This is a genomic window from Acinetobacter sp. Li1LvA2 (genome assembly GCF_056156705.1).
Genome location: NZ_JBSICF010000004.1, coordinates 155,603 through 177,039, shown reverse-complemented (window position 1 = coordinate 177,039; position 21,437 = coordinate 155,603). Strand labels below are relative to the sequence as shown.

General features: G+C 39.9%; 23 protein-coding genes. 6 read left to right on the top strand and 17 right to left on the bottom strand.

Going from position 1 to position 21,437, the window contains the following annotated elements:
• The first annotated feature begins 63 nt into the window (after positions 1-63).
• The 4 genes from purU to ACS604_RS10355 all read left to right on the top strand — a co-directional run bounded on the left by purU (position 64) and on the right by ACS604_RS10355 (position 3,124).
• Positions 64-927 carry a formyltetrahydrofolate deformylase gene (purU, locus tag ACS604_RS10370; protein WP_004794803.1) on the top strand — a complete coding sequence of 288 codons (864 nt, stop codon included), beginning with the start codon at positions 64-66 and terminating at the stop codon, positions 925-927.
• A gap of 380 nt (positions 928-1,307) precedes the next feature.
• The gene (locus ACS604_RS10365; RefSeq protein ID WP_013199006.1) at positions 1,308-2,057 is read left to right on the top strand and encodes an energy transducer TonB; all 750 of its coding nucleotides are present in this window, start codon (positions 1,308-1,310) and stop codon (positions 2,055-2,057) included.
• A gap of 42 nt (positions 2,058-2,099) precedes the next feature.
• Positions 2,100-2,720, top strand: coding sequence for a MotA/TolQ/ExbB proton channel family protein (locus ACS604_RS10360; RefSeq protein WP_004641039.1), 621 nt, complete (start codon positions 2,100-2,102; stop codon positions 2,718-2,720).
• The gene (locus ACS604_RS10355; protein ID WP_003654800.1) at positions 2,720-3,124 is read left to right on the top strand and encodes an ExbD/TolR family protein; all 405 of its coding nucleotides are present in this window, start codon (positions 2,720-2,722) and stop codon (positions 3,122-3,124) included. The genes ACS604_RS10360 and ACS604_RS10355 overlap by 1 nt, the downstream gene beginning before the upstream one ends.
• Before the next feature lie 57 nt (positions 3,125-3,181).
• On the opposite strand, the gene msrA is transcribed toward ACS604_RS10355, so the two are convergent.
• The 7 genes from msrA to lgt form a co-directional block, all read right to left on the bottom strand.
• On the bottom strand, positions 3,182-3,706 hold the full coding sequence (gene msrA, locus ACS604_RS10350) for a peptide-methionine (S)-S-oxide reductase MsrA (protein ID WP_004794799.1): 525 nt from the start codon (positions 3,704-3,706) through the stop codon (positions 3,182-3,184).
• A 100-nt stretch (positions 3,707-3,806) separates the two neighbouring features.
• Entirely contained in the window at positions 3,807-4,862 is a 1,056-nt protein-coding gene (locus ACS604_RS10345; RefSeq protein ID WP_004794796.1) for an Lnb N-terminal periplasmic domain-containing protein, read from the bottom strand.
• Positions 4,863-4,876: 14 nt separating this feature from the next.
• Positions 4,877-5,386, bottom strand: coding sequence for a dihydrofolate reductase (locus tag ACS604_RS10340; RefSeq protein ID WP_004794794.1), 510 nt, complete (start codon positions 5,384-5,386; stop codon positions 4,877-4,879).
• A gap of 44 nt (positions 5,387-5,430) precedes the next feature.
• A complete protein-coding gene (thyA, locus tag ACS604_RS10335; RefSeq protein WP_004794791.1) occupies positions 5,431-6,273 on the bottom strand; it encodes a thymidylate synthase in 843 nt (280 codons plus the stop codon).
• 165 nt (positions 6,274-6,438) lie between these two features.
• On the bottom strand, positions 6,439-6,804 hold the full coding sequence (locus ACS604_RS10330) for a hypothetical protein (RefSeq protein ID WP_474771665.1): 366 nt from the start codon (positions 6,802-6,804) through the stop codon (positions 6,439-6,441).
• Positions 6,805-6,815: 11 nt separating this feature from the next.
• Entirely contained in the window at positions 6,816-7,175 is a 360-nt protein-coding gene (locus ACS604_RS10325) for a hypothetical protein (RefSeq protein WP_474771664.1), read from the bottom strand.
• Between the two features lie 75 nt (positions 7,176-7,250).
• Positions 7,251-8,069 carry a prolipoprotein diacylglyceryl transferase gene (gene lgt, locus ACS604_RS10320; RefSeq protein ID WP_174727407.1) on the bottom strand — a complete coding sequence of 273 codons (819 nt, stop codon included), beginning with the start codon at positions 8,067-8,069 and terminating at the stop codon, positions 7,251-7,253.
• 93 nt (positions 8,070-8,162) lie between these two features.
• Between lgt and ACS604_RS10315 the strand changes: the two genes are divergently transcribed.
• Positions 8,163-8,942, top strand: coding sequence for an NRDE family protein (locus ACS604_RS10315; protein ID WP_174738919.1), 780 nt, complete (start codon positions 8,163-8,165; stop codon positions 8,940-8,942).
• Positions 8,943-8,989: 47 nt separating this feature from the next.
• Here ACS604_RS10315 and ACS604_RS10310 read toward each other — a convergent pair whose 3' ends face one another.
• From ACS604_RS10310 to ACS604_RS10290, 5 genes are all read right to left on the bottom strand, one after another.
• Positions 8,990-11,182: a PhoX family protein gene (locus ACS604_RS10310; protein ID WP_474771662.1), complete on the bottom strand. Its 2,193-nt coding sequence runs from the start codon at positions 11,180-11,182 to the stop codon at positions 8,990-8,992.
• Between the two features lie 179 nt (positions 11,183-11,361).
• On the bottom strand, positions 11,362-13,542 hold the full coding sequence (locus ACS604_RS10305) for a PhoX family protein (protein WP_353155574.1): 2,181 nt from the start codon (positions 13,540-13,542) through the stop codon (positions 11,362-11,364).
• Between the two features lie 175 nt (positions 13,543-13,717).
• On the bottom strand, positions 13,718-14,488 hold the full coding sequence (gene tatC, locus ACS604_RS10300; protein WP_174738913.1) for a twin-arginine translocase subunit TatC: 771 nt from the start codon (positions 14,486-14,488) through the stop codon (positions 13,718-13,720).
• Positions 14,485-14,919: a Sec-independent protein translocase protein TatB gene (gene tatB / locus ACS604_RS10295; protein ID WP_474771661.1), complete on the bottom strand. Its 435-nt coding sequence runs from the start codon at positions 14,917-14,919 to the stop codon at positions 14,485-14,487. Before tatB ends, tatC begins: the two co-directional genes overlap by 4 nt.
• Before the next feature lie 12 nt (positions 14,920-14,931).
• On the bottom strand, positions 14,932-15,150 hold the full coding sequence (locus ACS604_RS10290) for a Sec-independent protein translocase subunit TatA (RefSeq protein WP_004794775.1): 219 nt from the start codon (positions 15,148-15,150) through the stop codon (positions 14,932-14,934).
• 252 nt (positions 15,151-15,402) lie between these two features.
• On the opposite strand from ACS604_RS10290, the gene ACS604_RS10285 reads away from it, so the two are divergent.
• Positions 15,403-16,278 (top strand): AEC family transporter, encoded by an 876-nt coding sequence (locus ACS604_RS10285; RefSeq protein ID WP_199943593.1) that lies wholly within the window; start codon positions 15,403-15,405, stop codon positions 16,276-16,278.
• A 190-nt stretch (positions 16,279-16,468) separates the two neighbouring features.
• Here ACS604_RS10285 and rdgB read toward each other — a convergent pair whose 3' ends face one another.
• From rdgB to leuA, 5 genes are all read right to left on the bottom strand, one after another.
• Positions 16,469-17,092, bottom strand: coding sequence for an RdgB/HAM1 family non-canonical purine NTP pyrophosphatase (gene rdgB / locus ACS604_RS10280; RefSeq protein WP_004794770.1), 624 nt, complete (start codon positions 17,090-17,092; stop codon positions 16,469-16,471).
• A gap of 174 nt (positions 17,093-17,266) precedes the next feature.
• On the bottom strand, positions 17,267-17,854 hold the full coding sequence (locus tag ACS604_RS10275) for a tetratricopeptide repeat protein (RefSeq protein WP_013198993.1): 588 nt from the start codon (positions 17,852-17,854) through the stop codon (positions 17,267-17,269).
• Positions 17,851-18,444, bottom strand: a complete 594-nt coding sequence (gene metW / locus ACS604_RS10270) for a methionine biosynthesis protein MetW (protein ID WP_001217230.1) — start codon at positions 18,442-18,444, stop codon at positions 17,851-17,853. Before metW ends, ACS604_RS10275 begins: the two co-directional genes overlap by 4 nt.
• Positions 18,444-19,604 carry a homoserine O-succinyltransferase MetX gene (gene metX, locus ACS604_RS10265; protein WP_049837917.1) on the bottom strand — a complete coding sequence of 387 codons (1,161 nt, stop codon included), beginning with the start codon at positions 19,602-19,604 and terminating at the stop codon, positions 18,444-18,446. Before metX ends, metW begins: the two co-directional genes overlap by 1 nt.
• Positions 19,605-19,687: 83 nt before the next feature.
• Entirely contained in the window at positions 19,688-21,385 is a 1,698-nt protein-coding gene (leuA, locus tag ACS604_RS10260) for a 2-isopropylmalate synthase (RefSeq protein WP_182003078.1), read from the bottom strand.
• Positions 21,386-21,437: the final 52 nt, after the last annotated feature.

Below are 21,437 nucleotides of genomic sequence, written 5' to 3'. Positions count from 1 at the left end.
ATTTAGGGCGCTAGAATACTCGGCCTATTAAAAGATTTATCTCAATTAAGTGATATTAACCAAATGAATATGACCACTGCCAATACAGCCCGTTTATTGATTACTTGTGAAGACAAGCCAGGGATCGTACAAGCGGTATCGAGCTTTTTGTATCATCAAGGTGCAAACATTACCGCGCTTGATCAGTATGCGACGGAAGCTCAGGGCGGACGTTATTTCATGCGTGTTGAATTTGAACTTGATCATTTACAGTCGCGTAAAGATGCATTAATTCAAACTTTTGCTGCGAACGTTGCTGAACGTTACGGCATGCAATGGCGTCTTGCTTTCGTTAACGATGTTAAAAAAGTCGGTATTTTAGTTTCTAAAGTTGACCATGCCTTGCTTGAGTTGTTATGGCGTCATGCACGTGGTTCGTTACCTTGTGAAATTACTCATGTCATTTCTAATCATGAAGATTTACGAGAATCTGTTGAAAACTTCGGTATTCCATTTACTGTAATTAAAGTTACTAAAGACAATAAAGCTGAAGCTTATGCGCAAATTGATGAAATGATGCAAGGCAATGATTTATTAGTTCTTGCACGTTATATGCAGATTTTAAGCGAAGATTTTGTTGCAAAATGGGAAATGAAAATCATCAATATTCACCATTCTTTCTTGCCAGCTTTTGTGGGTGCCAATCCATATAAGCAAGCTTATGAAAAAGGTGTGAAGTTGATTGGTGCGACAGCTCACTATGTGACTGCTGACCTTGACCAAGGTCCAATTATTGAGCAAGACGTTGAGCGTGTGAGTCATGACTATAATGTTGAGCAATTACGTGAGCTAGGTGAAGATGTAGAGCGTAATGTATTGGCTCGTGCAGTGAAATGGCATTTAGAAGATCGTATTATTGTTGATGGTAATAAGACCGTTGTTTTTTAAGTAACGGTTATTCTAAAAAAGCACGCTTCTTGCGTGTTTTTTTATATTTAAAATAAAATTGAAATAATATAACATATCAATAATAAGTGGGATTATCATAAAAATAGATCTGTTCATGGTGTAAATAGCTCAACTATTTAAGTTTGGCTAAACAAATTGTGAACATGGGATATCTATTGAGGTAACTATGAGAAAACTAAAGTAAACATACTGAACAGGCATGAAGCTATGACAGAGAGTAAATGTTTTTCTCAAAAAATAGTTGCAAATGAAAACACTTCTCATTTATTATTGTGGCACTTTATTGTTCTATCCGATGTTTGAAATCGTTTCTATAAATAGAAATCTGAAATCATCATCCATTAGGTAATTAGATTCTTATGAGTCAATCTTCCGCAGCCTTAAACGCTCCCAATCCGATGAAAAAGAAAGTCATCACAGCACTAATTGCAGTTGCAATTGGTCATATCGGGGTCTTATGGGCAGTTAGCCATATTAAGCCTGCTGAATTAAAGCCAATCGATAAGAAACCTTTACAGGTACGTTTCGTAAAAATTCAAGAGCAACCTAAACCACTACCTCCTAAGCCAAAGGAACCGCCTAAAAAGCCGGAACCTAAGAAAGAGGTAAAAGAAGTTAAAGTTGTTGAAAAGCCTGTGACACCACCGAAAAAAGTGGAAAAAATTCAACAGGTGAAAAAGGCTGAAACACCAAAAGAAACAGTAAAGACAGAACCTAAAGTTGAAACCAAAGTGGTGACAACGACTGTTTCTGAAAAAGTCGTTGAAAAACCAAAGCCAGTAGTACAAGAAGCACCTAAAGCTCAACCCGCTCCAGATCCATCACCAAAACGAGTTTCAATTGGTGGTTCGGGTGTACAGTGGAGTCGTTCACCACGTTTAACAGTTTCTTCAAAAGATTTACAAGGCGAAGCACGCTCTGTCATGGTACTGATTGAAGCCGATGAAAAAGGCAAGATTATTAATGTACGAGTGACGAGAAGTAGTGGTATTCCAAGTCTAGATGACAAAGTTGTCCGTGCTGTTCGCGGTGCGAAATTTAAACCTTATATGGAAAATGGTGTTGCTTATCCAATTAAAGCAGAGCAACCCTTTGATTTAACCCCTTAAATGAATTTGAGTCCCAACGGCTAACCTTAATCAGGAGTTCATATGAACTTTTCAATCTATTGGCAACATGCAGATGCAGTGAGTAAAACCCTGTATTTCATCTTATTGGCAATGTCGATTGCTACCTGGACAGTTTTCATCTTACGTTTGATGGGGACTCGCCAATTAAAGCAACAAGCTTATGCTCAACTTTCTCAGGCTATCACTTCGCTAAAAGCAAAGTTACAACCTTTAAGTTTTGAGCAGCGTAAAGCGGTTGCGGAGCAAGCTCTACTTCGTCAAATTTCTGCTGAAAAAGTCAATGCTGAAAAAGGTATTTCTGTTTTAGGAACAATTGCTTCAATTGCCCCATTCGTTGGTTTGTTTGGTACGGTATGGGGTATTTTCCATGCACTTGTTGCAGTCGGTAAAAGTGGACAAGCAGGTTTGGCTCAAGTGGCTACACCAGTAGGTGAAGCGCTTATTATGACGGGCCTTGGTCTTGCTGTTGCGATTCCTGCGGTATTGGCTTATAACATTTGTGTACGTGCTAACCGTGGTCTTGCTCATGATTTACAAGATCAAGCGCACAGCTTATTAATTGATACGATGTTGCAGCAAGACTCAACTGTAAAGTCTGATGTTAAAACTGCACAGCAAAGTTATGTTGGAGGTCAAGCTTAATGGCTTTTCAATTGGGTGAAGACCACGATAGTGGCATAAATGAGATGAACCTCATTCCGCTAATCGACATTATGTTGGTGTTAATGATCATCTTTTTGGTCACAGCAACAGTTGCCAACCCATCGATTCCATTAACGCTTCCTAAAACAACTGCTGAAATTATTGATCCACCACCAAAAGCAATCACGATTAGTATTAATGCAAATGGTGAAGTGGCTTGGGATACTCAAGTAATTAGCCTTGATGAGCTTCAAAAACGTTTTCAAGAAGCAGGTCAAGGTGATGTTAAACCAACAGTTCAACTTCGTGCTGATAAAGAGTCGAAGTACGATACTGTTGCTCAGGTAATGTCTCGCGCCAGTGAAGCCGGACTGAGCGATATTGCCTTTGTCAGTGAAAACTAAAATTTAGTTTACTTAATAAAAAAGCAACCAATTTGGTTGCTTTTTTATTGTTCTGATTTATTGATCTTTCATCAGATGCTGGAATTTACTATATAGCTTAAGCAGCTTAGGTGGAATCGCAAAGTTGCAATAACCTTGTGAAGGATTCTTTGCATAGTAGTTCTGATGATATTCTTCTGCCGGATAGAAGGTCGGGACAGGAGACAGCTCAGTCACAATATCAAGATCATCATTTTTTAGAGTCTGAATCGTGTGTTCCGCTGCCTGCTTTTGCTCTTCATTATAATAGTAAATAACAGAGCGGTATTGTGTGCCGATATCATTACCTTGGCGATTTAAAGTCGTTGGATCATGAGTCGCAAAGAACACGTCAAGTAACTGGGAGTAAGTTACTTGTTCTTCATCAAAGTCGACTAAGATCACCTCAGCGTGCTGGGTATCTCCTTGACATACTTGCTCGTAGGTAGGGTTAGTCGTGTGCCCACCTGCGTAACCACTAGTTACTTTTTCTACACCGCGTATTTGTAAAAATACAGCTTCGACGCACCAAAAACAGCCGCCGCCAAATAATGCCTGTTGCATTGTTTTTCCCTCTATTTCCTGCCTATTACAATAGGGTTTATGTATTTAAAATACAAAGTAAAGCATGTATAAAAAAGTAAAGAAAAGTGCATTACTTATTTCATTTAGCTTTAGGTAAACCTTGTCGAACGATTTGAGAGAAGTGTTCACTACTCTGATCTGAAAGCTGTTCAAAATTTTCAGTACGTGGATTGATATGTGCAATTTGATACCACTGTTTTAAACTGACATTTTGATTAAGAGCTTTAAGATCATATAAATAATTAGGTAAGTAACCTGAAGCGATTAGACGATAATCTTTAGGAAGTTGGTATGGGTTAATCGCTTGAACCATATCAAAAATTAGAGTTGTACAGTTACTCGTGAGCGTATTGTACCACTCTGGTTTTGTACGCAACTCATCTGATTTTTTTAGATATTCTAAAAATAAAGCTTTTTGCTCAGATCGTGGCATATTGATAGGAAAATTATAAACTTGCTCTTTGCGGATGTTGCTACGCGTATAGACAATATCTTTCTCATCAGAAGCAATTAAGCTCAGTTCATATTTTCTAAAAAAACCACCGATTGCCGAAAATTCTTCAGTTTTTTCTTTGCGAATCTCGATTGAGAAGACTAAAGGTTGTTGATGTGCAAATTCGAAGCTGACCAGTGTATGGGCAATTTGTGGTCCCATCCAGTAAGAGGCAATGATGTTTATTCCATTTAACTGGTTGAGGTCAAAAGTTCGGGTTTCCCAGCGAACATCATAGGTTCCATCAGGATGCCAATTAAAGTTACGGACATTATGCAAAGTGACTACATCGCCGTGCTTTTCATAGCTCAGCATATTGGCAACTTCAGGGTTCCAGTCACGATCTTGGCGTGCAGTAATTGAAAAATACCAAACGAGAGAGCAGGCAAATGCTAAAAGGTAAATCAGGATATCTGTACGGCGGCTAACAAGATGGCCTTCAACATATAAGCCAGCCATACTCAGCGCAAAAGCAATCCAGATGCCAATGAGTATGCGGCTGCCTAGCCAGCCAAAAGGCTGTTGAACCCAGAGCGCTACGCATACCCAAATACTAGAGAACACAATAAACAGCGTGAATAGACTATGTAACACCCCAAAAAGTAGAGCAATAATAAATTCACGTGTTCCGATATTGTGCATAGGCATCCATTGAATTATTTTTTATAAGTCGCAAACTCGAATGAAGTCCCTGATTTTTCATCAACTTGCTGTTCACTTGCAGTTTTATGAAATTCACTCGGTATTGTTGGATAATGTGCATCACCTTGCACATCTAAGTCAACATGAGTAAGTTCAAGACGGTCTGCAATTGACAGAGTTTGCTTGAATATCTCACCGCCGCCAATGATGAATAACGCTTGTTTTTCAGTATTTTTTACATCTTCTAAAGCTGCATTTAAAGCATCTTCAATTGAATAGGCAATTTTAACACCGTCAAATTGCCAGTTAATATCACGGGTAATGATCCAGTTCACACGGTTTGGTAGCGCACGGCCCATAGACTCAAGGGTTTTACGACCCATTACGACCACACCACCTTGTGTGATTTCTTTAAAATGTTTTAAGTCGGCAGAAATATGCCATGGCAACGCATTGCCTTTACCAATACAGTGGTTTTTGTCCATTGCCACAACGTGAACAACTTCTACATTTTGCCATGCCATAATCTTATTCTCTAAACCGTAACCTAATGAAATTTGAGTCGTCGTTATACTGCAACTGGTGCTTTAATTGCAGGATGCGACTCATAACCTACAATTTCAACATCTTCAAATTTGAAATCAAATAAGTCTTTTATTTCTGGATTTAGTTTCAATTGGCAGAGTGGTAAAGGCTCACGTGTCAATTGAAGTTGTGCTTGCTCAAAATGGTTGGCATACAGATGTGTATCACCACCAGTCCATACAAAATCACCGACTCCTAAACCGCACACTTGAGCAATCATATGGGTGAGTAGAGCATAGCTCGCAATGTTAAAAGGCACACCTAAGAACACGTCTGCACTACGTTGATAAAGCTGGCATGACAACTTGTTATCTTGTACGAAAAATTGAAAAAGCGTGTGGCAAGGTGGTAAGGCTACTTGTCCAGCTTCATTCGGGTTCCAACCAGAGATAATTAAACGACGTGAGTTTGGGTTGGTTTTAATTTCATTAATTAACCATTTAATCTGGTCAAAACCATCTTGGTTATAAGTGCCATCTGCCTTTTTTGTTGCGCCGAAATTACGCCATTGATGACCATAGACTGGACCAAGCTCATGCTCTGGGCGGCCAAAACGAGCAGTTTGTTCTGCTGTTGCCCATTCGTCCCAAATTGAAACTTTATTATCTTTTAGATATTGGACGTTGGTGTCGCCTTTTAAAAACCAAAGTAACTCAATCACAATAGAACGGAAGTGAACTTTTTTTGTGGTGAGTAAAGGAAAACCTTTAGAGAGATCAAAACGCATTTGATGACCAAATACCGAACGGGTTCCTGTGCCTGTACGGTCGCCTTTGTCACCGCCATTATCAAGGATATGTTGTAGTAGGTCTAAATATGCACGCATAACACTCTCGAGTTCGGATTAATTCCATAAAATAAAAGGGGGAGATAGCTCAATGATAAATAATTACGCAATAGAGCTGCTTCATCATGAACCATTGAAGATGATACCTGTTGTAGCTCAAGATGAAAATCTAAAAATAGTTCTATGACATTTCAATGAACGTAATTATTCAAATCGCTTGGCACGATTTTGATAAATTGAAACCAGAAAAAAACCAACCAGTACAAAGCCTAAAGCTTGTATCATTACGATCCAATTGTGCTGAGGTGGTAGCATCCACATCACAATACCAACAATAATAAGAGGGTAGATTCTAAGTAGAAACTGGAGTTTAGATTTAGATGAACCACGATCTGAAATTTTTGTTTGTAAATATTGCCCGAAATGAAGTCCGAAGCCTAACGCAAGGCTAAGAACAGTATAAGTCGGCGATAAAGGCTGGACTTGATTGGCTACATAAATTGCAGCACAAACCGCAATAATGAAAATGAGTTTGATATGGCGCGGAGCGTTGTACCAATAAGCCAACATGAAAACCCAACCTATTTTTTAACAAGCGATTGAGGTGAAAAAATAAAAGCAGCAAGTGCCATAAAAGCAATTCCTTGCACACCCCAGATCAGCAAGTTTGGCATCGCTTTAACAAAAATAAGGGCAAACAAAAGCGCGATAGGCACCCAAGTCAACAGACGATAAAGTAAACCAGTCGGATTTTTTTGAGCAAAATGCAATTTAAAGTAGCGGCATATTAAAAAGATAACGCCAGTTCCAGTAAACATTAAAATTGTTTCTAAGGGCAAAGGCTGGTACTGATATAGCACAATACAAATGGCCAAAGTAATAATTAAAATAACTAATTTTTTAAATGTCGGGACTTGTGTATCAAACCAGAATTCCAGCATGGCATATCTTCATTTTTGGGAGAGTAAAAACTGTAGCATAAAAAAGAGGAGCCGAAACTCCTCTGATTTATAATGTTAAGAGTTCTTTTGTGGACCCCAATCGAAAATTTTCTTTTGGTAGGCGTACCACATCATCCAAAGACCAATAAGCAACATTGGAACTGTGAGAATTTGTCCCTTGGTCATCCAGCCAAACAGAATAAAGCCTTGGTCGGCATCAGGTTGACGGAAGAATTCCATAACAAAGCGGGCAACACCATATCCCATTAAGAATAGAGCTGAAACGGCCATGCGCGGACGCGGTTTTGAACTAAACCACCATAAGATAATAAATAAGAGTAAACCTTCACAAATAGCTTGATAGATTTGTGATGGATGGCGAACTAGGTGTAATGGATCTGTTGGGAAGATCATACCGAATGGATAATTGGGGTCAGTTACCGCACGACCATATAACTCTCCACCGATAAAGTTACCAAAGCGTCCGAACATTAAGCCAGTCGGTACACAAGGGGCAATAAAGTCGAGCGTTTGAAACCATGTTTTTTGGTATTTTTTACACCAAAATAGCATAGCAACCATAACACCGAGAAAGCCGCCGTGGAAACTCATACCACCTGTCCAGACTTGAAATAGCCAAATCGGATTTTCAAGGAATTTATCAAATTCATAGAAAAAGACATAGCCGACACGACCGCCCAGAACAACACCTAGGGCACCATAAAACACTAGGTCGGAAACCATTTCTGATGTCCAGCCATCACGTTGTTTGGCACGGTAGGAAGCAAGCCCCCAAGCACATAAAAATGCCAATAAATACATGAGTCCATACCAATGAACTTGAAGAGGTCCTAGATGTATTGCGACCGGATCGATATTAGGATAGGTCAGCATTGCTGCTCCTTGATCTTACGTTTTGACAGATTGTAGCGGAATGATGTGAAAAATGTTGTACATTCAATGTGTAAAGATAGGGAATAAGAAAAGATGTGTATTGTCGCTTTAGCATGGCATGTTCTGGATAATATGCCCTTGTGTCTTATGTCAAATCGGGATGAGTTTTATCATCGGCCAACAGCTTTGTTGCATCAGTGGGAACATACTCCGATTGTTGCGGGGCAAGATTTACAGTCGGGTGGCACGTGGATGGGCATTACGCCTCAAGGTCGATGGGCTGTTTTGACTAACTTCCGTGATGGGCGGGATCAAAAGTCTTATGAGACTTCTCGGGGGCATTTGGTTCAGGCTTTTTTAGAATCTGATTTAATGCCGATTCGATTTGCTCAACAATTAGAACAGCAGCAACAGAATTTTGCTGGCTTTAACTTGTTTATGGGAAATGCTGATCAAGCGGTGTATATGAGTAACCGTGGTGAAGCTCCGCAAGTCTTGGCTAACGGTGTTTACGTGGTTTCAAATGGTTTGATGTCTGAACATTGGGAAAAAACTAAACATTTACGAACACGTTTTACGCAAGAGTTTTTGCCTATGCTTCAGCATCAGACAGAAGAGTTAACTTTGCAACATGCGGCGTGGGATATTCTGGAAGATGAGCGTAAAGTTACAACTGCTTTATTACCCAATACTGGCATTCAAGCAGAGATGGAAGAGTTGTTGTCATCTACCTTTATTCAAAGTCCTGTGTATGGTACACGCTGTTCGAATTTTCTAAGAATGACTAATAATGAATGGCTTTGGTTTGAAAAGACCCAACAAGGTGAGCACAGTGGTCAAATTGTTCAGCAGCAGATTCTTTTAAATCGATAGCAATAAAAATGCCGATCAATTGACCGGCATTTTTAATCATCTAAGAATTAACCCGCGATCACACCGCCATCTTTACGGGTAATCACCACAGTTGCTGAGCGTGGGCGTGCAGTTTTATTATTTGGATCTTTTTGAGTTGCAGGCCAGTTACTGTCTGGTGTTGCGTAACTTGCGGAATCTTCGCCAGGGTGTTGAACATTAATAAAAATAGCTTTGTGATCAGGTGTCATGGCAATGCCTGTAATTTCACATTGCTTTGGTCCAACCAAGAAACGGCGTAGTGTTGAGTCTGTAACTTTAGCACCGACTAGCGTTTGTTGGCCATTTGATGTAGTGGCAGTAGTACCATCACCAATTTGGCCCGGTAGTGCTGCGAGCATCATACAGTTAGTAACATCGGTGTAAGCACCATCATCTGTCTGAATCCAAAGTACACCACGTGGGTCAAACCACATCCCGTCTGGAGAGGACAAATCATTATTGTCGGTTAGGCCAGACAAGTTGATGTTTGAAGCCATCGATGCTTCTGCACCAAACAGATAAATATCCCACTTGAAGGTTTCGGCAGTGGTTTTGTCATCAGTTTCTTTAAAACGGATGATATGACCGTTAACGTTACCTTTCTGAGTGGTTTTTCCATCTTTAAGATCTGTGTAGTTACGCGGGTTTGCAGCATCGGTTGCGTAATCTTTACCACGGTTCGAGTTATTAGTTAGGGTGACATAGACTTCACCGTTTACTGGGTTAACCGTACACCATTCTGGGCGGTCCATTTTTGTAGCGCCGACTGCATCACCTGCCAAACGTGCAAATGTGACAACGTCTGCTTGAGATTTAAATGGGTAAGTCGAATTACTTTCATTTAAGCCATTTTTGCCATAAGCAAGCTCAATCCATTGACCTGTACCATCATTATTAAATTTGGCAACATACAATTTACCCGCATTCATATATTTGTCGCCAGCACCATAGCCACCGTTTACATCTTTGACATCCCACACTGCTCTTGAGACAAATTTATAGATGTATTCACCTTTAGAGTCATCACCCATATAAAATGCTAATGGCTGACCTGCAACTGCACGGCAAGCACTATCTTCATGTGCAAAACGGCCTAAAGATGTTCTTTTAACAGGATTCAGGCGGTTATCAAAAGGATCAATCTCGACCATCCAGCCGAATGTGTTTGGCCCATTACGGTAGTCCTGTGTCGGCTGTACGGCTTTTACATCGGCATTCCAGCGATCATACAAGTCTTGTGATTCAACTTGACCAATTGCTGTTTCCCAGCCGTAGCGTGAACCAGATCCTGCTTTTAAGCCATAGCGTTTCAGTGCAATAATTTCTTCTGGAGTACGTAACGCATCATCAGTCGTACTACGAGCAAAGTATCCAATAAAGTTTTCTTCGGTAGTTAAATATGTGCCCCAAGGCGTATAACCGTTACCGCAGTTATTATGAGTGCCCCGTGTTTGACGACCAGCAGGTGAGAAACGAGTTGCAAGCAAACTAGACCCAGCAGCAACACCTGCAAAATTCATCTCTGTTGAAGCTGTAATGCGTCGGTTAAAAATTGATTTTTTATCAATTATTACTTTTTGAGTTGCTGCATCTTTTTTGATGTGAACAATAGAAACGCCATGTGCATTAGTTTCACGAATGACTTCATCTTCAGGGCGGCGTCCATTAACTTTTGTTGGGCCTTTGGGGTGAAGGAATGTCTGGTTAATATATTCGTGATTCATGACTAACAAACCTTCAGCCGAAACACTTTCATCAAAGTTATTTTTTGACGTATTTAAACCAAAGAAATGCATACCGTCATGGCAGTCGCCTGAACGGAACTGGAAGCTTGGACCAGATGGAATATTATTGTCATCCCAGTCGCCAAAAGCAGGATTGATTGAATCACCTAAAGCGTAAATGACATTTGCTTCATAGCCTTCGGGTACAGTCACGATATCGTTGTGGTTTTTTGCAACTGCTGTAAAAGTTAATTTTTCTGGTTTTTTATTTGGATCTACAGGTGGGATTCCACCGTTGTTAGAACCTGAGTCATCATTACTATCATTACAGCCTGTTAAAGTAGAGGCTAAAGTTAAAGCTACAGCACCGCTTGCTGCTTTAGTAATTAAACTACGGCGACTTACATGTTGTTCTAAAATGTCGCGGAAGTGGATATTGTCAGAAGTATTATTGTCCAGTTCTTGATCTTCATGATATGGCGTCAGCTCTGTCATGGGAAATTCCTAAGTAAGTAAAGAAAGAAATAAAGAGATTGTTCTAAAAATCTTCATTAGCTTAGTTGGGCAATGTGACGAGGCTTTGACGTTTTGATGATAGGTTTATGAAATAATTGATCGTTTAGTCAAAAAAGAAACCTGCACAAGGCAGGTTTCTTCTATTTTGGTGAAAGAGATTATTTCTTCACAACAGATGGAGCAATTGGGTCGGCAGTGATATAGCCAACCGCCGCTGCAAATTTATTGCTGTAGTTTGTATTAATGGCTGTATCAATTTGCGAAAGTAAATCTGCACTGATACCAGTACGAACACCATTAGTTTCTTTATAGAAACGGTTCCATTCATCACCTGGATGTTGGAAGTTACTCATGATGTAAGTCCAACCGTTTACTTCATCGACTGCGTGTAGACCAGTTGATTCTGCACCTGCTGGTGTAGACAAGATACGGATGAGCTGTTTAGTGTCAACGTTGTAAGCCCATAAGAAGTTATTCAAATGGTTACCAGAGTCTTCACCGATAAATAACGTACGTAGTTTTTCAGAGAACTTCAAGTTGTCAGGGCTAGCAATCTGTTCTGGGTCAGCAGTGTTACCTAAGCTGTCAAAGCTAATGTCTTTACCTTTAATGAGAAGACTAGATTGGCTAGGTACCCATTCACTATTGATTGCGGCATTTGAGCTGTCTTTTTGGCCGCCTGTCAGTTTATGCTCCAAAATACCACCAGCCGTTATTTTCGGGAATTTAACGTTGTGCTCAGCAAGGTAACCGCTACCACCTTCAACCATTGAATCAACAATGTTAGCTAAAGCTGAATATGCGCGTTTATCTGCAATATTTACAGTTGTACCTTCATTCTTGGTCAATGCCATTGAAGCACCAACGTAAGCTGCATAGCGGTGTGTCTCAAGGAAAGCCGCTGCAAGTTTAGTTTTGTCGCTGTTATCTTTAAGCTTGAGATAAACACCAGTTTTGCTCAAATAAGTAAATTTAAAACCTTGAGCTTCTAATTCTGCTTTTTGAGTAGCTTGTTGTAGTTTTAAACGATCTTTCGCAGCTTTCGCTAAAGCTTGTTGTTCAGGCGTACCTTTATCTCCAGCATCAATAGCTTCAACTTCTGCTGTCGTTGCATCGCTTGGATATTTGGCAATTTGTAGAACCGATTCGAAAATATCAGTTCCTTTGATACCGCTCTTGATGAGGTTTTCAATCTCTACACTTGTTGCGTGACCAAGCTTGATCCATGAGATCTGACCAGTCGTTGTATCTGTAAGTACCGTTGTATATTTTGCAACGTAAAGTGTGCCGGCAGATAGGTCTTTCTCTTTATCTGCAACGAACATGAAGAGACCACCATTGGTATAGTCATCACCCATCAAAACTGTACGGTTGTCTGGGAAAACTTGTACAAGCTCATGTGAAATACGGCCTAAACAGTAGTGCTTTGTCACACGACCCGTACCATCTGCATTTACGGTAATTTCTGGTAAATGACCGTAGTTATATGGGTTAGCCGCATTTTCATCACCATACACATTTTTACTAAATGCTTTAAGTGTTGAAAGTGATTGACCTAACTTTTGGTTGAAAGCATCTGGCTCATATTCTTCACTCGATAAATGAGTTCCCCAGGGTGACAAGCTTGCACCACAAGTAATCCATAAACCATGCGCACTTGAAGTGTCTACATTGTGATATTTAATTAAAGTCAAATGACCAGTTTTCGGGTCTTGATCTAAAGTAAGCACTGCAATCGGAGATGATAATTTACCGTAAGTATCACCACCATTTTGGTCTTTTGATAAATATTCAAACTGAACCACATGGAACACTGGGTTACCAGTTACACCTAATGCTTTCTTATCTGCATCTGTGAAATCTTTGCCAGTCGCTTGTTTAAAGCTAATCAGAGAACTACCATCTGGACAGTCAGAGAAGAATTGACGTTCTTTACCTGCAACTGATTTATCAATAATGGGCTGATTATTAATATCAACATAACCGCCCGCAATAATCTTTCCGCCTTTACCATCAGGAACTTCTGTACCTGTTAAAAAGAATGGTTTGTAAGCAAGTTGATATTCAGTTTTGCTGCCATCTTCCCATGAAATAGCAAGCTTTGATGCACATGCAGTTGTTGCCATCTCTGCTACAGTAGAAGGCGCAGGCATTGACGTGAACGTTGCATTTTTAAAGTTAATTGGTTTTGATGGAGTGGTAACGTCTGAATCATCATTACTATCGTTACATCCTGCTAACGTTGCTGCCGTAGCCATCGCACCTAATGGAAGAAAAGGGATCCCCGTAAACCATTTTAAAATGTCGCGACGTGTTGGGTGGTTAGAAGCAGTTGTCATAATAAATCCGTAACTTTTGTGAGTATATTTGTTGAGTTGATTCTATGGACTGTAAATGACACTTTTCTTACATTTTTAAGTCACTTTGAAGACAGTTTATTGCTTTGTAGATTAAAAAGTGGTCTATATAAAAAAGCCTGAACTTAGAGGTTCAGGCTTTTTCTTAAATATTATTTTATTCAGCAGATTGAGTTTTTCTTTTCTCAAGAATTTTACCGAACAATAATCCAAGTTCGAAAAGCAACCACATCGGGATTGCCAACATCACCATAGAAATTGCATCTGGTGGGGTAATGAACATGGCTACAAAAAAACAGCCCACAATGATAAAACGTCTTTTTTCAGCAAGACTTTTTGTATTTACCACACCAATTAAAATCAGTAGAAGCGTCGCGATTGGAATTTCAAAAGTGACACCAAAAACTAAAAACAGCTTTAAGCAAAAGCTTAGGTAGCTATTAATATCGGTCATAGGTGCAACAGTTTCAGGCGATACACTAATAAAGAAATGTAAAATCGCAGGAAGTGTAATGTAGTATGCAAAGGCAACTCCGGCATAAAACAAAACGATACTACCGATGAGTAAGGGCAGTGCTAAATGACGTTCTTTTTGATATAACGCTGGGCGGACAAAAGTCCAGATTTCATAAAGAATAAATGGCATTGCCAGCACAAGCGCGACAAATAAATTGAGTTTAAAAGGCGCCATAAAGGTTGCTGTTACATCTGTTGCAATCATTGACGATGATGCAGGAAGTTGCAGCCTTAAAGGTTCAGATAATAGTTGGTAAGTATTATTTCGAAAGGGTAATAAGCAAAAAAATAAAAATAATGTTACCCCGACAATCCTAAATAAATGACGTCTTAAAACGACCAAATGATTCATGATTGGCATTTGGTCTAAATTTTCTTGCGTATTTATAGTCGTTGAAGGCAGTTGGTTCATACGGCAATCTTCAATTTAACGGGAGGTGTTTCTAAAGTGTCGCTTTCAGATACCAAAGGTGTAAATTTAGCAAGAAAGGGCACTTCATAATGACCCGATACAGGGGAGTACATCGTAGACTGAGATATAGTTTCAGCTACCTCAGTTTTTTCTGAGTTGTCTGAAGTAGACTGTTTTTGTATTTCTTCAAGTTGTTGTTGTACTTTGCGTTCTAGTGCTTCAATGCGGTTGAGTTCTTCTTGCATTTCTTTTCGAAATTCAGAAAGACGCAACTCTTGATCAATCTCATTTTGCAAATTGGTAATATAACGTTTTAGGCGAACATACCAGCGACCAGCAAAGCGTGCGGCTTCTGGTAGTTTATCTGGGCCTAAAACTAAAATTGCAATAATTGCAAAACAGAGTAGCTCTGTCATTCCTACATCAAGCATGGTGGAAAACCTTTAGCTTTTCACTGATGTGCTGTCAGGGGTTTTGACTTGGGCATCAATTGTACGTGGAGTATTAAGAGCAGCAGTTTCGTCTTCTTCACGAACTGATTTTTTAAAGTCTTTTACTGCACCGCCTACGTCTTTACCGATATTTTTTAATTTAGATGTACCGAATAATAAAATAACGACAATTGCAAAAATAACGACGTGCCAAATAGATAAACCGGCCATGATCTTATACCTCTTTTCAGTTTGCTTTATATCAACAGGTTGCCATGACAGGAATGTGACACTTATATGTCACTTTTAAGACAGTGAATGGGGGTAAAGCCTAAGAAGATAATTTTCATAGAGAAGTTATTTAATTATTTAATTTATAGGCAGGCCGATATCGGGCGCTTAAATTACTTGAAATGGAAAGTACATTTCACTTTGAAAAGGTGTAGCATAATAAACTGATTTTGATGGGTGAGAGGAGAAAACGTGGCGTTGTTATTGCCAATATTGGCGTTTATCACTGGACTTTTACTTGCTCAGACTTCTCTTTCAGAAACGATAAAACCTGTTCTTTCAGCTTGGCTTGCCCGCTTACTGATTCCAGTTGTGATTATTTACAACATGGTATTTTATCAGCCGGGTAGTTTGAGTTTGATGCTCTTTAGCTTCGGTTCAGCATTTCTTATTTTCTTTGCATATTTAGCTTTATTTAAAGACAGATTATTAGCGCTTTGCGTGAGTTATACCAACATGGGCTGGCTCGGTTTTCCTTTTGCCATGGCTTTATTTGGCCCTGATGCTACGGCTCCAATTGTTGCGCTATATATTGGTATGTCTCTTTTTGGAAATGCATGGGCTGTTACGGCAGTCACTACTGCGCCACAAAGTAAGCTCAGCATATTAAAAAAGGTTTTAACTTCTCCTCCGTGTATTTCAATCTTTTGCGCGCTTGTGCTCAGGTTGTTAGGTGCTCAGCATATCGAGCATCCTGCCATACATTGGGTATATGAGGTTGCCAAGTTCGCAATGACATTTGCTGGAATGTGTGTACTGGGAATGTGGTTACGTCGTACTCGAGTGCATTTAAAAGACTTAATCTACAGCACCAAAGCTCAAGCATTTAAGGTGGTGTGTGGACTTATTCTTTGTGGATTAACTTATAGATTTCTACCGATTCCAAATATAAGTCAGCAAATTGGAGTCATGTTTTTAATGTTCTGTTTGCCACCAGCAGCCAATATTGTAGCGCTAGAAACACATTATCAAGGAACAGGAAGATCTGCGGCTTATATCGCCTCAGGGACGATTGTGAGTTGTGTATGTATTGCGATTTATGCAGTGTTTTTGCATTTTCCACTATAATTTTTAAAGTTCTTTCCCCACATTTGCGTGTGAGAAGGCGGCATGGATGCCGCTAGTTAGACTGTGGCACAAGGACGTGCCATCAGTCTAACAAAAGATTTTTGCTTACTTTTCATCTTTGAAAAGTAAGGTTTGCCTATACAAAGTCGAATACTCTCTAACGTGGTATTCAAAGGCTATATGGAAAAAATTATACTAAACTTTCTCTAAATAACTGCATCGCTTGTCCACGATGACTAATCTTATTCTTGTCTTCTTTAGAAAGTTCAGCGCTAGAAACTTGTAGCTCAGGTAACCAGAACAGTGGGTCATAACCAAAGCCATTTTCACCGCGTGCAGCTTCTAAAATTTCGCCGTGCCAGATGCCTTGGAAAATTTGTGGTAAAGGGTCTTCGGCATGTGTCACTAAAGCAAGTACACATACAAACATACCTTCAATCACTTCACCATTTTTACGGTAGGGTAAAAGGTCATTTAATAATTTTGCATTATTCGCTGCATCGTCACCATGTTCTCCAGCATAGCGTGCTGAATAAATACCAGGTGCGCCGCCTAAGACTGGTACACAAATACCAGAGTCGTCAGCCATAGCAGGTTTACCTGAAATTTTAGAAGCATGACGCGCTTTAATAATAGCATTTTCAATAAAGCTTAAGCCGTCTTCGATTGCATCGGGAATATTAAGGCGACCTTGAGGAATAATTTCTACAGGTAACTTAAGCTGTTCAAAAAGTTTTTCAAACTCAGCGACTTTACCTTTGTTATTGCTGGCAAGAACTAAACTGCCCTGATCAAACCAATGTGGGGTAGACATAATAAAACCAAACTTTATAGCTAATATCGAACGTGAGTTATGTTACGTGTTTTTTAAGAGGGGATATAGAGGGAAATAAATAGAATATAAAATGGGACAACCTAAACTAAAGCCACCTTGTAGAGCATACAAGGTGGCTTTAGTCGAGTAAGGTTTTTTACGGATGAACCGTTATTATTGTGCTTGAATCCATTTATCTGCACGGTCACGCGCTGTACGGATTTGTTCTTGAGTTAAGTTCGCCGCTAGAGCAGTTTTCTTACCTTCAGATAGGCTGATCACTTTATTATCGAGCATGCCATCACGAGTTGAAAGCTCATACCACTGGTAAGCACCAACGTAGTTTTTCTTTTGCTCTTCCATCATCGCGAGGTTGTAGCTTGCACGGTTATCACCATTGCTTGCTGCTTTTTCAAAGTATTTACGAGCCATAGACTCATCTTTTCTAACACCAATACCGTCGGCGTACATACGACCCACGTTAAGTTGAGCTGGTGATAAACCTTGATCAGCTGCTGCTTTAAACCATGCGAAAGCTTGTTTTTCGTCTTTTTCTACATCTTTACCATATTGGTAGTGTGTACCAAGGTAAAATTGCGCGCCTGCTTGACCCGCTTTTGCAGCTTTCTGAAGGTCATTAACCCCCATTGTTGAAAAGCGTGCAGCCTGACTCGCAACCGATTGTGGCTGGGCGATATAATCTGCATGAGCCTGCATACTTAGCAGTCCTGCAAATAGTGTGCTAAATAATGTCTTTTTCATAGTGCACTCACTCGATAAATAGCGACTTCACCAAACAAATTAGGAACATGTTTGCTTAACAGGCTTCCCTGCTGATTTCCATTGACGGCGAGTCGATTAATAATTTGTATCTGATTTTCAGCACAGAGTGCTTCGAAATCTTTAAATGTACATAAATGAATATTGGGGGTGTTATACCACATATATGGTAAAGCATCCGATACAGGCATCATTCCTTTTAATGCAAGAAAAGAACGAGTCTTCCAATGCGCAAAGTTTGGAAAAGTAATAATTGCCTGTTTACCCACACGCACCATGTCTCTTAATAAAACATCCGGTGCATCTACGGCTTGCAAAGCCTGTGCCATAACCACATAGTCAAAAGACTGGTCGGCAAAACGGCTCAAACCGAGATTCAAATCTTGTTGAATAATATTTAACCCGCGACTGACGGCAATTGCAATCTTTTCTTGATCAATTTCTAAACCATAAGCACGAATTTGATGCTTTTGGCTCATATGAGCGAGTAATTCACCATCACCACACCCTAAATCGAGTACGCTTGAGCCGGGTTTAATCCACTTTTCTGCCAGTTGTTGATCAATACGCATTAACTTGCCTCCAGTGATGTCGATTTTAAGTGTTCTTCACCGCCTAAGAAAGCGCGCATGGTTTTGACATACAGTGGAATCGGGAATAAGAACGAGTCATGGCCTTGCTCAGCATCAATATCGAGATAACTTACAGGCTTATGATTGGTAATAAGTGCATCTACAATTTCTTGAGAGCGACTAGGGGCAAAACGCCAGTCTGTTGTAAAAGAGACAATCAAGAACTGACATTTGGTTTTACCCATCGCTTCTGTTAACGAATGATTGTATTCACGTGATGGGTCAAAATAATCTAAAGCTTTGGTCATGATGAGATAAGTATTGGCATCAAAGTTACGGCTAAACTGTTCGCCTTGATAACGGAGATAGCTTTCGACTTGAAACTCGACATCAAAACCATACATAAATTTGCCAGATTTTAAATCACGGCCAAATTTTTGTTTCATGGCTTCTTCTGAAAGATAGGTGATATGACCGACCATACGAGCCAAAATTAGGCCACGTTTCGGATAGCTATCATTTTCTAAATAACGACCATGGTGGAAGTCTGGATCAGATAAGATCGACTGACGTGCAACCTCGTTAAATGCAATATTTTGTGCTGAAAGCTTTGGTGCGCTAGCAATAATCACACACTTTTGTAAGCGGTCAGGATAATCGACAGACCATTGTAGTGCTTGCATGCCTCCTAATGATCCACCCACAACTGCATACCAAGCATCTACACCCAACAGGTCAGAAAGCATGGCTTGAGTTTTGACCCAGTCACGTACCGTTACTAACGGGAAATCTGGTCCATAAGGGCGATTATCATTTTCAGGATTTGGTGACGTTGGGCCAGTTGAGCCGCTACATCCACCAATATTATTGAGCGAAACTACAAAGAACTTATTCGTGTCGATTGCTTTACCCGGGCCAATACAGCTATCCCACCATCCAGCTTTTTTATCATCTTCATGGTGATAACCCGCTGCATGATGATGTCCGGAAAGAGCATGACAGATTAAAATGGCATTTGATTTATCTGCATTTAAAGTGCCGTAAGTTTCAACCATTAATTCAAAACGTGGCAAAACACGCCCACATTCAAGATGTAATGGTTCTTCAAATTGGAACTTTTGCGGAGTGACTAACCCCACTGAATCAGCTGGAAAAGACACGGGAACATTTCGCCTTTTAAATCTTTCAGGAATAAAAAGAAAGGATACCAAGCTAGGTATCCTTTCAAAAGAGTTTTTTTAAATTAAACAGCGGCGGCAACCACCTGATCTGTACTTAAAACACCTTGATCAATCAAACGGTTGGTACATGCGATAATTGCTTCAATGGATGAGGTGACTGTATTGTCATGAACACCGGCACCAAATGAACCTTTACCTGTACCTTTTACTTGAAGCTCAATTAAGGTTAATGCTTTCGCATTTGCACCTGAACTAATACTACGTTCTTCATAGTTCAATACGTCAATTGGTAATTGAAGTGCATTTAAGAACGCAGAGATTGGTCCATTACCTTCACCACGAAGTTGTTGTGTTTCACCTTCGACATCCACATCAAGTTCGATAATCTGAGTACCGTTAATATCAGATAACTTGTAGTTCTTGACTGTGTAATGATGGTTTTTCACATCAACATAAGTGTCTTTAAATAATGTCCAGATTTCTTTGGCATTAATTTCAGTACCGTTCTCATCAGCATATTGTTGAACAACTTGGCTGAATTCGATTTGTAAACGACGCGGCAATACAACGTTGTAGTTCGATTCTAATAAGTATGCAATACCACCTTTACCAGACTGGCTGTTTACACGAATTACAGCATCATAGTCGCGGCCCAAATCTTTCGGGTCGATTGGTAAGTAAGGCATATCCCAGACTTCTTCGTTTTTCTGATACTCGAAGCCTTTTTTGATTGCATCCTGATGTGAACCAGAGAATGCAGTAAATACCAAGTCACCTGCATATGGATGACGAGGGTGTACCGGTAAGCCAGTACATTCTTCAACCGTTGCAATTACTTCATTAATGTTAGAGAAATCTAACTCTGGCGCTACGCCTTGGGTGTACATGTTCAATGCAATCGCTGCAACGTCAACGTTACCTGTACGTTCACCATTACCGAACACACAACCTTCAACACGGTCAGCACCCGCCATAATCGCAAGTTCTGATGCAGCAATACCACAGCCGCGGTCATTGTGACAGTGAACAGAAATGATCACGCCATCGCGACGTGCCAAATTACGATGCATCCATTCAATTTGGTCTGCATAAACATTTGGTGTAGAAACTTCTACAGTCGCGGGTAAGTTTAAAATCACTTTATGGTCTGGACGTGCATCCCAAATTTCTGTGACGGCATCACAGACATCTTTAGCGACTTCTAATTCAGTTGCAGAGAAACACTCTGGGCTGTACTGGAAAATCCAGTCAGTTTGAGGATATTGTGCTGCATACTCTTTAACTTTTTGAGCAGCATTAATTGCTAATTGTTTTGCGCCATTAACATCTACATTCAACACCTTTTGACGGAAGGTTGGAGAGTTAGAGTTATAAATATGCACAATTGCGCGTTTAGCACCTGCCAAAGATTCAAAAGTACGTTCAATTAAATGATCACGTGCTTGAACTAAAACCTCAATGTATACGTCATCAGGAATATGATTTTCTTCGATCAACATGCGAGTAAAATCGAAGTCAATTTGAGACGCAGAAGGGAAGCCGATTTCAATATGTTTAAAACCGATTTTCACAAGCATTTTGAACATTTTGAATTTTTGTTCCATATTCATCGGTTCAAAAATTGCTTGGTTACCGTCACGTAAATCGGTACTCATCCAGATTGGCGCTTTTGTAATTTCTTTATTCGGCCATTGGCGATCTGGTAAATCCACACGTTGGTACATACGGCGGTATTTTTTGCTAGGGTCAGCCAACATCATGAGAAAACTCCTTGTCTCGTAGCGCGGTTGCTCTGGATATATTTAAAAGGCA